The following is a 15,885-nucleotide window of genomic DNA, read 5'->3' as shown; positions in this document are numbered from 1 at the left end:
TTGAATGCTCAACAATGTGTTGCGGTTGATAATTTATCCGCGCTTGAGCGACTTGGTTAGCATCTAAACCAAATAAGAAGAAATTATCATCACCCACCTCTTCCAGCATCTCAATATTGGCGCCATCTAAAGTACCAATCGTTAAGGCTCCATTCATCATGAATTTCATGTTTCCTGTGCCCGACGCCTCTTTACCTGCTGTAGATATTTGCTCAGATAAATCGGTACCCGGACATATTTTTTCCATGGCACTGACGTTATAGTTGGGCAAAAATGCCATGCGTAAAAATGGCGTGACCAAAGGATCGGAATTGACCATATGAGCGACATTATTAGCCAGTTTAATAATTTGCTTGGCCATGGCGTAACCTGGTGCGGCTTTGCCTCCTATGAGTACACAGCGTGGCACCATATTCTGCGTATCGCCACTTAAAATACGGCGATATAAATGAATCACATGGAGGATATTCAGGAGCTGACGTTTATATTCATGAATACGCTTCACTTGCACATCAAACATCATTAGTGGGTCAAACTCAACATCGCATTGCTGCTTCACAAATGTGCTTAGCGCTTGTTTATTTTCAAACTTAATTTGCGCCCATTCTTTAACGAACTGCTTGTCACTGCTAAAAGCATTGAGTGCGGTAAGACGAGATAAATCATTGATCCATTCGTCACCTAAACGACGGCAAATAAGTGCCGATAACTTAGGATTACAATACGCAAGCCAACGCCTTGGGGTAACACCGTTGGTTTTATTATTAAATTTATCGGGCCACAATTGATAAAAGTCATTAAACAGCCCTTGTTTAAGTAGCTGAGTATGCAAACCCGCCACACCATTAACTGAAAAACTGGCGACAATGGCTAAATATGCCATCCTAATATGTTGCTCGGGGCCTTCTTCGACAATCGACATACTGGCTAACTTTTGAATATCTCCCGGCCAATGGTGAGCCACTTGTTCTAAATAACGAGCATTAATTTCGAAGATAATTTCGACAATGCGTGGCAACATGTTTTTCATCATAGGTACCGACCAGCGCTCTAACGCTTCGGGCAGTAAAGTATGATTGGTATAGGCCATAGATTGACTGGTAATCGCCCATGCTGCATCCCAACTCAAACTGTATTTATCCAGTAACAGTCGCATTAACTCAGGTACGGCAATGCTGGGGTGAGTATCATTAAGCTGTAACACGTTATGTTCACTAAACTGGCTGAAGTCTTCACCAAATTGACTAACGTAACGGGCCAGTAAATCTTGCAAACTGGCTGATGATAAAAAGTATTGCTGGCGTAGTCGTAATTCTTTGCCATTCACACTCGAATCATTTGGGTATAACACCATGGTGATTTGTTCAGCCAAATTTTTAGTGGCAACGGCTTCAGCATAATCGCCCTCGTTAAACTCGGCTAAATCAAATTCGTCATTCGCTTCTGCTTTCCATAAACGCAGCGTATTGATACGACCATTCTTAAATCCTGGGATTGGCATATCATAAGGGACAGCTAACACGTTTTGCGTATCTGCCCACACATGATGTCGATGTCCATGCTTATCAACATAAGTTTCGGTATGACCAAAAAAAGGCACGCTAACAATACGGTTAGAGAGGCGAACTTCCCATGGGTTGCCATGACGTAACCAGCGATCGGGACGTTCTACTTGATAACCATCGACAATCTTTTGCGCAAACATGCCATATTGGTAACGAATCCCATAACCAGTAACCGATAAGTCTAAACTCGCACAACTGTCTAAAAAGCATGCCGCTAAGCGCCCAAGTCCACCATTACCAAGACCAGCATCTTGTTCAACTTGCTCAATATCTTCTAAGCTGGTGGCGTAATCGGTTAACACCTGTTGGGCATCAGCAGTAATGTCTAAACTCAACAATGCATTACCTAGGGCTCGGCCCATTAGAAATTCAAGTGATAAGTACGCGACCTGTTTTTGTTGATATTGATTGTCTTTAATCCGTGTTTGACGCCAGTTATCGAGCATTTGTTCTTTAACGCTTTGCGCCACGGCATTGAAAAGCTCATGTTGTTCATGTTCGTCACGACATAGCCCGTAGCGGATATGTCGGGCAAGTGATGCCGATAAACTGTCACAGGGTTCACAAGGATCATGATGAGCACTAACCACCTTGTCAGCTTGCGAGGCCGCCACGACATTTTCTTTACTCGTCGCCTTAGTGCTAGCTTTACTGCGACTGGCACGCACAGTGGTTTTTTTTACACTGGCGTTATCTTTTGCTGTGGTCATCAATGACTCCTAGTAAATTCGGTATGAAATAGCATTAAACTACGACTGATTACATTCACTTGCTTATTAGCATCTACTTCGGGTTCACTTTCTTGGGTATGCAGTAAGCAATGCCAATGGCGAAAATGGGGTAATTGCGGCAGAGTAAATTGGTGGGGTAACTCATCGACATTAATCATCAATAATAACGCTTCGGTACTTTCCGCCACCGCACCAATGTCGGCATCCGCTAGATTACCGGTTAAAATCACGCTTAAGGTACGGGTATGATGTTCACACCAATTTGATTTATTCATCACCTCACCTTGGCGGTTAAACCAAGCTAAACCGTTATCAAATAAGGCTTCTGGTTTATGAATAAAAGCTTGGTGACACAGCATAGGAAAGCGTTTGCGCAAGCTGATCAACTGCGCAGTAAAATTCACTAACGACCAATCTATTTGCTCCCAGTCAAACCAGCCGATAGGATTATCTTGGCAATAGGCGTTATTATTGCCTTGTTGTGTTTGACTTGATTCATCACCCGCCAACAACATGGGCACGCCCTGAGACAACAATAAACAGGTTAATAAATTGCGTTTTTGTCGCGATCGAATGGCATTAATTGCTTCATCGGCAGATTCGCCTTCAATACCATAGTTGTAACTGCAGTTTTCTTGATGACCATCACGGTTATCCTCACCGTTAGCCAAGTTATGGCGATCGTTGTAGCTCACCAAATCATGTAGGCTAAAGCCATCATGACTGGTGATAAAATTAATACTCGCCGCAGGGCCTCGGCCGTTATGTTCAAAGAAATCACTCGAGCCATGAAATCGCTTGGCAAATTCAGGTAATAAACCACTATCCCCACGCCAAAAACGGCGCATTGCATCACGGTAGCGATCATTCCATTCACTGAATGCTACGGGATAATTACCGAGCTGATAACCACCGGGGCCGATATCCCAAGGCTCGGCAATGAGCTTAACCTTGCACAATACTGGGTCTTGGGTAATAGCATCAAAGAATCCACTTCCGGGATCAAAACCATAAGCCTCACGGCCAAGACAACTGGCGAGATCAAATCTAAACCCATCGACGCCCATAATTTCGACCCAATAACGCAAAGAGTCCATGACTAACATTAATACTTGCGGATGATTGAGATTAAAGGTGTTACCACAACCAGTATCGTTAATATTAAAGCGCTTATCATTAGGCAATAAACGGTAATAACTGGCATTATCAATACCGCGAAAACTGTACGTCGGCCCTAAATGGTTTCCTTCGGCGGTATGGTTAAATACCACATCGAGGATCACTTCAATCCCTGCTGCGTGAAGTGTTGAGACCATTTGCCTAAACTCAGCAATATCCCCCTCATCAGATAAATAAGCAGAATGCGGCGCCATAAAGGCAATACTGTTATAGCCCCAATAGTTATTGAGGCCTTTTTCAATCAAAAAAGGCTCATCGAAAAAGCCATGCACGGGCAATAACTCTACGCTGGTAATACCAACATTTTGTAAGTAATCGACTATCGGCTTGCTCGCTAGGCCGGCAAAGGTGCCTTTTTTTGTTGCATCGACCTGTGGATGTTGTTGAGTAAACCCCTTTACATGGGTCTCATAGATAATGCTTCGAGCCAGACTAATATTGAGCGGTACGATTGGAATGTCTTTAACAAACTCATAATCGATCACTTGTGCTTTGGGTAAATAAGGCGCGCTGTCTTGAGTATCAAATGACAAATCTTCATCAAGGGCATTAATGTCATAACCATAGACTGCCGGATGGTATTTTAGCTCTCCCACCAGCTTTTTTGCATATGGGTCAAGGAGCAATTTATGGTGATTAAAACGATGGCCAAGCTGCGGTTGATAGGGCCCAAAAACGCGGTAACCATACAAAAGCCCAGCTTGAGCATTGGCTAGATGACAGTGCCAAATTTGCCGTGTTTTCTCAGTCATAATGTACTGAGCAACCTCAATTTCCCCCGTGGCATCAAAGATACACAACACCACTTTGGTGGCATGTGCTGAAAATAACGAAAAATTCACTCCGCTATTATCAACCGTCGCCCCCAGTGGATAAGGATAACCGCTGCTTATACCCATAACATGCCCTTTTGAAGTCAAACCCTGCTGTTTTAACATGTTGCACTATTATGGCAACTCATGCGGTTCCGGTGCCCAAATACTGCATCCCAGTGGTGGCACTGTAATCACTAAGCTGTAAGGCATGCCTTGCCATTCTGTTGCTTGTATTTCATACGTTGCATCATTGACAACATGACTGCCGCCATAATGACGGTGGTCACTGTTAAGTATTTCGTTATAGGACTGGTCGGTTGGCACCCCAATTCTAAAGTGGTGAAAAACCTGTGGCGACATGTTGACCACAATCACCACGGGTTGTTGTTTATCAATACCAAAACGACAAAATACTAAAATGTTATCGTCGGCATTATTGCAGTCGAGCCATTGAAAACCATCACTGTAATGATCGCGTTGATGTAACGCAGGATATTGCTGATAACACTGATTGAGATCGCGTACCCAATCTTGCACGCCTTGATGCGGCGTATAGTTTAATAAATGCCAGTCAAGGCTCTGGTTATGGTTCCACTCATTGCGCTGGGCAAACTCATTGCCCATAAACAATAACTTTTTGCCCGGATGCGCCCACATGAAACCGTAATAAGCGCGTAACGTAGCAAATTTCTGCCAATCGTCGCCGGGGATTTTATGTAATAACGACCCCTTGCCGTGGACCACTTCATCATGACTAAGCGACAAAATAAATTGTTCGGTAAAGGCATACACTAAGCTAAATGTCAGCTCACCATGGTGATAACGTCTGAACAAAGGATCGCTGCTGATGTAACGCAGTGTGTCGTTCATCCAGCCCATGTTCCATTTAAAACCAAAACCTAAGCCGTTATTACTGGTCGCTTGAGTCACGCCTGGCCACGCAGTTGATTCCTCAGCGATCATATTAATGCCAGGAAAACATTGGTACATGCGCGCATTAAGCTCTTGTAGAAAGCTGATAGCTTGAAGGTTTTCTCGGCCACCTAGTTCATTGGGGATCCATTGGTCGGCTGTGCGGCTGTAATCGAGATATAACATCGACGACACAGCATCAAGGCGTAAACCATCAAAATGGAATTCGTTTAGCCAGTAATAGGCGTTGCTGTATAAGAAACTGCGTACTTCGGCGCGACCATAATTATAAATTAGCGTATCCCAATCAGGATGCTCACCTCGGCGCGGATCTTCATGTTCATATAAGCAGCTACCATCAAATCTCACCAGCCCGTGTGGATCTCGAGGAAAGTGTGCGGGTACCCAATCAAGCAATACTGCAATACCTTGTAAATGGCATTCATCGATAAAGGCTTTAAGACCATTAGCGTCGCCAAAGCGATAGGTAGGCGCAAATAACCCGACAGGTTGATAACCCCAAGAACCGTCAAATGGATACTCACTGATCGGCATCAATTGCAAATGGGTAAAGCCCATTTCTTTGACATACGGCACCAGTTCGGCAATGAGCTGTGAATAATCGGTGTAATCTTGACCGTCATCACCACTACGACGCCATGAGGCTAATTGCACTTCATAAATAGACATAGGTTGAGCATGAGGCTCACGGCTAGCTCGTTCAGTTAACCATTCGCCATCTTGCCAGTCATAGTGATCAAGATTAGGGATTTTTGACGCATTGTGCGGCGACGATTGCATGGCAACGGCATAGGGATCAGATTTAATAATCTCATTGCCATGAACATCGCAAATAGCGAACTTATAGTGTTGATCAGGTTCAACATCTGCAATAAAAATATCCCACAACCCACTCGCAGGATGGTGGCGCAACACATGGCGTTTTTTGTCCCATAAGTTAAAATCGCCCACCACAGCCACTTGCTTGGCATTTGGCGCCCACACACAAAAATGCACACCTTTAACATCATGATGCTCGCGCCAGTTAGCCCCTTGAAAATGATAAGTTTGTAACTGACTACCTTCACCGAATAAATACACATCATCAGGATTGAGTAAACTATCAAACTGATAAGGATCATTGATGAGCTGTTCACACAATGGGTATTGCACTCGCAATAAGTAAGCAAAAGGTTTCACTCTGCGGCCCATTTTACCGGCAAACAAACCTTGTTGATTAACCTGTTCAAGACTGGCCACTTTACGGAGATCTTTTGCGTTTAACACATCGATACTCAGTGCACCGGGAAGTAAGCAACGAACAATTAATCCTTTATTATCACTACTACTGTGCATACCAAGTAATGAAAACACGTCAGTGTACTCACCATTTAATAAGGCTATTTCACTATCTTGCTGAAAATACGGGGTCGCTACAGTCATAATCAGTGATCCATTAATGGCCGAGTGTATCGGATGAGGGAATGTTTACAGCACTAACGCTGCTTCGGGCGTTGCTGCGAGGTTGTCGTGCACAAGCTATCGCTTCAAGACGTTGTTGTACTTTAGGACTTTGGGACATTTGCTTAATAGACAAAGGTAACCTGCGCTGCCAGTTAGGGAACTCTTTCCAAGTACCAGGAATATTAACCCCATGCTTATCAGCGACTAAGTCACTTAATTGCATACTAAACAATTGTGCATTGCCTTTGGCGGCAACACTTATCCAAGCCAGTAACACACTGTCAAACTCTAATTCATCCACTGAAGATGTGGGCAGTGGTAACTCAAACGCATGTTCGCGGATAAGTAAATCGACTAATTGTATTTTTTCTTGCTGACGCTGCGCTAAAAGCTGCTGTAATTTATCATCGGTTTCGATCAAATTAAGCTGACGTCGTAGACGTAAATCGTCGCCAGACCACCACGCAAATAATGTAGGAACATCATGATTAGCTAGCATCATCAAGCTCTGGCGCTTGTGTTCTTGTGGAGACTTGAAGCCGTGATAATCTTTACAGAAATAGAATAATTCGTTCGAAAAAATACCCGCGTCACGCAAACAAGCCACTATTTCTGGCGGAACTATGCCTAAGTCCTCACCAATAACGACACAACGCGCCCGTTGGCTTTCTAAACACACAATAGCTAGTAAGGTTTCAAGCGGGTAATAGACATAGCTGCCATTGCCTAAATCGTCCTGTAACGGCCACCACCATAGACGCAGCAACCCCATGACATGGTCGATCCTCAAGGCTCCGCAACTTTGCATATTACTGCGAACCAGTTGGATAAAGTGGCTAAAGTCATGTTGTTTTAATTTGACCGGATCAAATGGAGTTAAGCCCCAATTTTGGCCTTGCTCGGCAAACGGATCTGGCGGCGCGCCGATACTGGCGTTATCGCAAAAAAAATCAACATTTGCACTCACCTCCGCCCCATGGCTAATGGCACCAACAGCTAAATCACGGATCAGTCCAATACTCATGCCGCACTGCTTCGCATTAAGCTGACAAGCTTGTAATTGCTCATTGGCAATGAACTGTAAATATAAATAAAACCCAGCATCATGAGTGAAATTTTTAGATGCTAATTTCAATTCCATGGCGACAAATTGCATTAATGCAACGTTATCTTGTTCTATGAATGCCAAATACTCTTTAAATCTGGGGGTTTCATACTTAACATGGTCCAAGCAAAATATTTGATACAGTTTTTCAAATGCAGCATATTTTAACTGCTGAACTTCATCATAGTTAATCAAATGAGCTTGATTGAGGATCTGTCTTTTTTGTTGCCATTTTTGTGATAATAACTCCCCATCAAGGGCGTTATATTCACCAACGGCTTCAATTTGTATGTATAAGGGATTTAAACGACGACGATCGGTTGGGCTATATGGGCTGGGATTATCTGGCTGGCTGATGTCTAAAGCATGAAGTGGATTAAGCAGAATAAAATCAGCACCAGCATGAGCCGCGTAATCAATCAGTTCGGCTAAATTGCCAAAATCGCCTATGCCCCATTGCGCATCATTACGTAATGCATAAAGCTGCGCATTCAGTCCCCAAAACTGTTTATCTGTTTGTGCTAAACGACCTTGATAGGCCATAGATGGAGAGACCATTAATTGCCCATGCAACACATCAGGATGAGCAGGATCATTGATAAAGGATAAACTCAATGAGTAGTATCCTAACTGCAGGCTGGGATGAACGAAAAATAAGCGATACTGACAATAACGCTGACCGTTAATATGGTATTCACCGACAACAATACAGTCATTGACCTGTGCAGAGATCGAGATAGATTGTGTATTTTCATTGTGGATCTTGATGCTAAAAGCACCTGAGTCACGCTCTGGTAAGTAAATATCAACATGAGGCTTATCAATTAAACACCATTGAAAGTTATGCAGTGGCTTTAACCAAGGTTGGATATCGAGCTGGCTGATCTTAGCTGCAACCTGTGACTCTGATAATGGTTGATGATAAGACTCATTGAGATGACATAACGCTTCGCTATGACGGCTAAAAGCATGTTGATGACCTGAAGATGGTAACAACATTGTGGTTAAAATACCCTGCCTGTCCTTAGCGGGTATATGAACAAGATTACCGAAACAATCGATAAACTCTGCCCCTACGCCTTGCAAATACAGTAACTTTTCTAGCTCCATATTTGTCCTCCTCGCGTGAATTAACTACTGAAAATACAGCAGTTACCATGCCAGTTAATCATAACAAATTGACTACAGATTAATGGCAGTAAAATGACAAAACATATTACTTATTAATCAGATGGTTAATTAAATTCAACTCAGAAAATATTGTTACTTGTTACGCTCATCTGCGATTAGTTATCGCACAGAAATAGTGCAGAAGATACAAAAAAAGTGCATAACATCATAAAGTTTGCTTTGCTATTGCCATAAAATAGCGCAGCTCAATAGAAGAGACTTACAGATGAATTAATGATCATCAGTAGACCACTGATTCGCCACCAATAGCATTTTCCTGCTATTGATGAAAGATTAATATAATAGGAACGAAATATTGATTTACTGTAGACGGGGTATTGCATGGTATTAAATTTATAACAGGTGTTGTTTTCCTATAAGATATCTAAGCCCACTCATATCGATCATTGTGGTAAAATGCCACCATTAAATGGCTCCGTTATGCTGGTTAAGCTTTGGTAGATACCATCGAATGATTGTGACTATTTACGACTAAAACAGCCTGATATAATGAATAGGATCCAGACGTTACCAATGAATAAACACGAATTCACTTTACGCTATAACTTACATCGGCTGCGCTCAACCATCACCTCTGCGCCCAAATCATATCTTGGTCGTCAAGCCGCGGTGTTAATTGCAGTAATGGAAGTCGATCAGCAACTGCATATTATGTTAACTCGGCGTCCTATGCATTTACGTCACCATCCTGGTCAAATCAGCTTTCCTGGCGGTAAAGTTGAGCCAAATGATAGGGATATTATTCATACGGCACTGCGCGAAGCGCACGAAGAAATAGGATTACAGCCTGAAAATGTCGATATTCTAGGGATTTTTCCTGCGCACAAAACCTTTACTGGTTTTGAAATTACCCCTGTGGTGGCGATGGTAAAGCAGCCTTTTGAATTGGTGCTAGATCCTGGTGAGGTTGAAGATTGCTTTTTGGTACCACTCAATTTTTTTATTGAGCGCAGCAACCGCCATAACATGTTTCATTACCGTCATGGGGCAAGGTATCAAGTTCACTTTATGCCTTTTGAAGACAAGTTTATTTGGGGGGTTACCGCCGCCATTATCGACTTATTGTGTCGTCATATCGATGTCAATTAAGCCTATAACATTGGCGATTTAAATAAAAATCCAATTCAACGCGCAAACGGTAACCACTTTTATTGGCTTATGCATGAGCATTAATCAACACATCTACACCACGTAACGAATGTACAAACCCGCAGACACTGACACCAAAAACAACAACGGAATATTAACCCAAAACCCTATGCGCGTAGTGGCCTTAGCATAGAAATTTACCAGCAGGTTGAGAAAACTAACACCGGCACACCACCAAATTAGGTATTCTAATTTAATGGTTAACTGTGGATCCCAGTTTAAGCGGACCGTGGCGCCCTTACTCAAAAAGTACCCTACGGCTCTATCGGGTCTGGCTTCGCCAAAGATAATCAATGCATAAATGGCTAAGCTCCAGCCTAATAATGACAAAATAGTCAATACCACTTGTATAATACCTAAACGAGACATGGCCTTTTCCTTGGTTAACGAGAGAATACGAGGCTAATTCGCCAAATATTTAATCGACTTACTCAAAAGTATCACAATAATCTTTATAGAATAGCGTTTTCAGCTTGAGAAAAGCCACCAGCAAGGTAAGATAAACCCAAATTTTATATTTATATTCTATACGTTGGAGAATAAAGCAACAATGAGCATTGCATCTGTCGCTTCTGTATTTAAAGCTGAACACGCCGTTGGTTCACATGTCACTATACGTGGCTGGGTAAGAACTCGTCGTGATTCAAAAGCGGGTATCTCTTTCTTGGCCGTTTATGACGGTTCATGTTTCGACCCTATTCAAGGTGTCGTGCCAAATAGCCTAGCCAATTACAATGACGATGTATTGAAATTGACTGCAGGCTGCTCTGTTGTGATGACAGGTGAAGTGGTAGCCTCTCCAGGTGCCGGCCAAGCATTTGAATTACAAGTATCTGAAATCGTAGTGACTGGATTTGTTGATGATCCAGATACTTATCCAATGTCGGCTAAACGTCATTCTATTGAGCATCTTCGTGAACTCGCCCATTTACGCCCACGTACCAATATTATTGGTGCTGTAGCTCGAGTTCGTAACTGTTTATCGCAAGCAATCCATCGTTTCTATCATCAAGAAGGTTTTATCTGGGTATCTACCCCACTTATTACCGCTTCTGATTGTGAAGGCGCAGGTGAAATGTTCCGCGTGTCGACATTAGACATGGAAAATCTTCCACGTACTGACGCAGGTAAAGTTGATTACGATAAAGATTTTTTCGGTAAAGAAGCATTCTTAACCGTATCGGGTCAGTTGAACGCTGAAACCTATGCTTGTGCATTATCCAAAGTGTATACCTTTGGCCCGACTTTCCGTGCTGAAAACTCCAACACAACTCGCCATCTTGCAGAATTCTGGATGGTTGAGCCTGAAGTGGCGTTTGCTACATTAGACGATGCGGCTGAGTTAGCGGAAAAAATGCTTAAGTTCGCTTTCAGTGCGGTACTTGAAGAGCGTATGGATGACTTAACCTTCTTTAATGAGCGTATTGATAAAACCGTTATTGAACGTTTACAAGCCTTTGTGAGCAGTGATTTCGCCCAAGTGGATTACACTGATGCGGTTGAAATCCTTAAAAACTGCGGTAAGAAGTTTGAATTCGCAGTCGAATGGGGTATCGATCTACAGTCTGAGCACGAACGCTACTTAGCTGAAGAACACTTTAAAGCACCTGTGGTAGTAAAAAACTACCCGAAAGACATTAAAGCTTTCTACATGCGCCTAAATGATGACGGTAAGACAGTTGCCGCTATGGACGTGTTAGCACCTGGAATTGGTGAGATCATCGGTGGTGCGCAACGTGAAGAGCGTTTAGACGTACTTGATAAGCGTTTAGCTGAAATGGATTTAAGCCAAGAAGATTACTGGTGGTATCGCGACTTACGTCGCTATGGCACAGTACCTCATGCAGGCTTTGGTCTAGGTTTTGAACGTTTGGTATCGTACGTTACTGGCGTTAACAACATTCGTGATGTTATCCCGTTCCCACGTGCCCCACGCTCAGCCAGTTTCTAATTAGCTCAATAATATGCAACAACAAAAACGCGCCAATTGGCGCGTTTTTTTATAAGCAGTTTTAGAATAATTTACCGATGCAGTTGTTTGTGATCACATAAGATCCTTCCCCGTCTGCAGCAGACAGGGATTATATTTTGAACTTGTTAGCTATTAACAATAATCAGATCTCGTAAATGTTTAACGTCGTCACGCACAGCAGCGGCTTGCTCAAACTCTAAATTTTTAGCATGCTCATGCATTTGTTTTTCAAGTTTATCAATTTGATGACTCAAATCAGCAATACTGGTGTATTTAGCGCGCTCTTCTGCTACTTCAGCAAATTTAGAATGATTTTTACGTGTACCTTTACTGAAGTTGCTATCACCAACATCCATCACATCTGTAATACTTTTCACCACACCTCGCGGCACAATCCCATTAGCCACATTGTGTAGGTGTTGTTTTTCGCGTCGACGCTCCGTTTCCCCCATGGCTTTAGCCATTGAGTTGGTTATGCGATCTGCATATAAAATAACTTTGCCGTTAACATTACGGGCCGCACGACCAATGGTTTGGATAAGTGAGCGTTCGGAACGTAAAAACCCCTCTTTATCGGCATCTAAAATACAGACTAATGATACTTCTGGTAAATCTAAGCCCTCACGTAGTAAGTTAATCCCAATCAGTACGTCAAAACGCCCTAAACGTAAATCTCGGATAATCTCAACCCGCTCAACGGTATCAATGTCAGAATGCAGATAGCGCACTTTTATGCCATGTTCATCAAGGTATTCACTCAGATCTTCTGACATCCGTTTGGTCAATGTGGTAACCAGCACCCTTTCATTCACCGCCACACGTTTGTGGATCTCAGACAATAAATCATCAACTTGAATACCCACAGGACGCACTTCTAAAACAGGGTCGAGCAACCCGGTAGGCCTTACCACCTGCTCTGCTATCTCTCCGGTACTTTTTTCAAGTTCATATAAACTAGGTGTCGCCGAAACAAAAATAGTTTGCGGCATTAATCGCTCAAACTCTTCGAACATTAATGGCCGATTGTCCAATGCAGATGGTAATCGAAAGCCATACTCTACTAAGTTCATTTTTCGGCTTCGGTCACCTTTGTACATAGCGCCGATTTGCGGCACTGTGACATGTGATTCATCAATGATCAGTAAACCATCTGCAGGAAGGTAATCAAGTAATGTTGGTGGACCATCTCCAGATGATCGACCGGATAAATATCGCGAGTAATTTTCAATTCCAGAGCAGTAACCCAGCTCGACCATCATTTCAATGTCATATTGAACCCGTTCAGTGATCCGCTGAGCTTCAATCAATTTATTGTTATCAAGTAAATACTGACGGCGTTCTCGTAGCTCTTCCTTTATCTCTTCCGTGGCGGCAAGAATTTTTTCTCGCGGGGTAACATAGTGGGTTTTAGGATAAATAGTGGTGCGTGCGATGCGCTTGTTAATCTGTCCAGTCAAAGGATCAAATTCGCTTAAACGTTCTATTTCATCGTCAAATAATTCAATTCGAATCGCTTCACGTTCAGATTCTGCCGGAAAAATATCAATCACTTCACCACGAACTCGATATGTGCCGCGTTGTAATTCAATATCATTGCGTTTGTATTGCAATTCACTGAGTCGGATAAGGATGTCCCGTTGCCCCATAAAATCACCTTGGCGCAAATGTAATAGCATCTTCATATAAGAGTCGGGATCACCTAAACCGTATATAGCTGATACCGAGGCGATGAGCACCACATCTTTACGCTCTAAAAGCGCTTTAGTGGCCGATAGACGCATTTGCTCTATGTGAGCATTCACAGATGCATCTTTTTCTATAAAGGTGTTAGACGCAGGAACATAGGCTTCAGGTTGATAGTAATCGTAGTAGGATACAAAATATTCAACCGCATTATGTGGAAAAAACTCTTTCATCTCACCATAGAGCTGGGCAGCAAGGGTTTTGTTAGGCGCCATGATGATAGTTGGCCGCCCCATTTGCTTAATGACATTGGCGATTGTGTATGTTTTACCTGATCCAGTAACGCCGAGTAGCGTTTGGCTAGCCACACCGGATTCTAAACCATCAACTAATTTTTTTATCGCTGTAGGTTGATCGCCGGCGGGTTCAAATTTAGATTCTAGGGAAAAAACGGACTCTGACACAACACGGCTTCCTATTTTAATTAACTGTTTATGATATACCCAAAAACAAGCAAATGGCGATATAAAATATCATTGCACAGCTTCTCTTATCATTTAAAGCTATGCCCAAATGAATCCTAAAAGCGCATTATAGCCATTAATTGGGGCATGTTTTATTCAGATCAATATCAGCGACTAAGCACTGTAATGTGACAAAATAAAGATCCTAAAGTGAAAGTTATAAACAAATGGATAAGGTCATGATTAAATCACTGTAATACGCCGAAAAACTAACTTAAATCATAATTTAATACACAATCTACTGTCCAAAGAGATTACAATTTTGCAACTGAGAGAACAGTGACAAAAGAAAGTTATTGATTTTTGTATCTAGTTGATTAAATACAACTTAACTTATCGCTAAATAATTGTACCAATTTAAGTCCGACTCAAGCGCAATAAGGGGTTGCCGCTCATTTACATAAGAAGTCCACAAGTTTATCCACAGATTTAGTGGATAAGTCAATAAAGTTCAATACTGCTGCGGGGTAGCGACCAAGTGAGTTTCATAAAAGCGTAAGAAATTTGTGATGAAATTTAATTACATTTGCATATTAATACGAAAGATAGCGACAATAGTTCACCTATTGGGTCAAGAATAGCTAAATTCGATAATCTACAATTACTTTAGCAATCGATTGAATATCGATCAAGCTTGCGATCCCATCTCTGAGTCATCTACTTTCGATACCCATTTCATTAATGTTAATGTTCATTCTCTTAAATACATTAGTTAAACTGAGCTAGCTCTTAGCCGAAATATCAGCACTTGAATAATCACTTTAATATGATGAGGCATCAAGATGGAAATCATCAGATGGAGTTGAGCGTCATGAGTGAGCGGTGCTACAGTAAAAGTGACCACAAACGTGATCTCAAGAGATTAGCTAAGTAGTCTAATGTATCAACGAACAATTTATTGCTCGATATATGCTTATTGAGAGACTTTGTCGCTAAAACTTGTGCCACATTCTTTTACAAAGAGACAAATCAAGTCAGTCGAACAAATTTCAACCACAAACTACCTACTCCCCAAAGAAATTGACATAAACAGCATCGTTAGTGTTCGACAATCCATTTTATGAGTAAGTGATTAATTTTGTTTTCATTGTCAAAATATCACCACAAACGAGCAAAAGTCGTTCACGATGTGTGTTTGGTAACCAATTAGTCACATAAATGCGTTTTTTTTTATAACTCGAGTTGACTCAGTTACCAGAGCGTTTTACTATGCGCTCCGTTCTCAGCAATACATTGCTAAAAACGCTTCCCCAGTAGTTCAGTTGGTAGAACGGCGGACTGTTAATCCGTATGTCACTGGTTCGAGTCCAGTCTGGGGAGCCATTTAGTAAAAGTAAGTTGAGATGTAAATATAATTCCCCAATAGTTCAGTTGGTAGAACGGCGGACTGTTAATCCGTATGTCACTGGTTCGAGTCCAGTTTGGGGAGCCAATATTTACTGTTATCGAAACGATTCCCCAATAGTTCAGTTGGTAGAACGGCGGACTGTTACACCGTATGTCCCTGGTTCAAGTGCAGATTGGGGAGCTATCCAGAGAACCTAGTGGAAATAGTACGCCTCCCCAATAGTACAGTTAGTAGAACGGCGGACTGT

8 protein-coding genes and 3 tRNA genes are annotated in these 15,885 nt (G+C 42.2%); 5 read left to right on the top strand and 6 right to left on the bottom strand.

The genetic code is table 11. The features are described 5' to 3' along the window. The 4 genes from H5185_RS16620 to malQ all read right to left on the bottom strand — a co-directional run. The coding region (locus tag H5185_RS16620) for a glycogen/starch/alpha-glucan phosphorylase (protein WP_182742660.1) at positions 1 to 2,275 on the bottom strand (2,275 nt) is incomplete at its 3' end. After that, positions 2,275 to 4,374 (bottom strand): glycogen debranching protein GlgX, encoded by a 2,100-nt coding sequence (glgX, locus tag H5185_RS16615; protein WP_182697264.1) that lies wholly within the window; start codon positions 4,372 to 4,374, stop codon positions 2,275 to 2,277. The genes H5185_RS16620 and glgX, both read right to left, overlap by 1 nt. A 48-nt stretch (positions 4,375 to 4,422) precedes the next feature. Further along, on the bottom strand, positions 4,423 to 6,648 hold the full coding sequence (gene glgB, locus H5185_RS16610; RefSeq protein WP_182742661.1) for a 1,4-alpha-glucan branching protein GlgB: 2,226 nt from the start codon (positions 6,646 to 6,648) through the stop codon (positions 4,423 to 4,425). A gap of 10 nt (positions 6,649 to 6,658) precedes the next feature. Then, a complete protein-coding gene (gene malQ / locus H5185_RS16605) occupies positions 6,659 to 8,881 on the bottom strand; it encodes a 4-alpha-glucanotransferase (RefSeq protein ID WP_182742659.1) in 2,223 nt (740 codons plus the stop codon). Between the two features lie 594 nt (positions 8,882 to 9,475). Between malQ and H5185_RS16600 the strand changes: the two genes are divergently transcribed. Then, positions 9,476 to 10,051, top strand: coding sequence for a CoA pyrophosphatase (locus H5185_RS16600; protein WP_124014726.1), 576 nt, complete (start codon positions 9,476 to 9,478; stop codon positions 10,049 to 10,051). 93 nt (positions 10,052 to 10,144) lie between these two features. Here the strand turns inward: H5185_RS16600 and H5185_RS16595 are convergent, their stop codons facing one another. Next, complete coding sequence (locus tag H5185_RS16595) at positions 10,145 to 10,480, bottom strand: hypothetical protein (RefSeq protein WP_124014725.1); 336 nt, start codon at positions 10,478 to 10,480, stop codon at positions 10,145 to 10,147. A 181-nt stretch (positions 10,481 to 10,661) separates the two neighbouring features. Here H5185_RS16595 and asnS point away from each other — a divergent pair, with 181 nt between their 5' ends. Beyond that, positions 10,662 to 12,062 (top strand): asparagine--tRNA ligase, encoded by a 1,401-nt coding sequence (gene asnS, locus H5185_RS16590; protein WP_124014724.1) that lies wholly within the window; start codon positions 10,662 to 10,664, stop codon positions 12,060 to 12,062. Between the two features lie 146 nt (positions 12,063 to 12,208). Here the strand turns inward: asnS and uvrB are convergent, their stop codons facing one another. Then, positions 12,209 to 14,230, bottom strand: coding sequence for an excinuclease ABC subunit UvrB (gene uvrB, locus H5185_RS16585; protein WP_124014723.1), 2,022 nt, complete (start codon positions 14,228 to 14,230; stop codon positions 12,209 to 12,211). A 1,307-nt stretch (positions 14,231 to 15,537) separates the two neighbouring features. On the opposite strand from uvrB, the gene H5185_RS16580 reads away from it, so the two are divergent. The 3 genes from H5185_RS16580 to H5185_RS16570 all read left to right on the top strand — a co-directional run bounded on the left by H5185_RS16580 (position 15,538) and on the right by H5185_RS16570 (position 15,818). Then, positions 15,538 to 15,613: transfer RNA gene (locus H5185_RS16580), tRNA-Asn, on the top strand. A gap of 33 nt (positions 15,614 to 15,646) precedes the next feature. Beyond that, a tRNA-Asn gene (locus tag H5185_RS16575) sits at positions 15,647 to 15,722 on the top strand. Between the two features lie 23 nt (positions 15,723 to 15,745). Beyond that, positions 15,746 to 15,818: transfer RNA gene (locus tag H5185_RS16570), tRNA-Asn, on the top strand. Positions 15,819 to 15,885: the final 67 nt, after the last annotated feature.

It is taken from the genome of Shewanella sp. SG44-6 (assembly GCF_014164185.1).
GTDB classification, from domain to species: domain Bacteria; phylum Pseudomonadota; class Gammaproteobacteria; order Enterobacterales; family Shewanellaceae; genus Shewanella; species Shewanella vesiculosa.
This window is presented reverse-complemented; position numbering and strand designations above follow the sequence as displayed.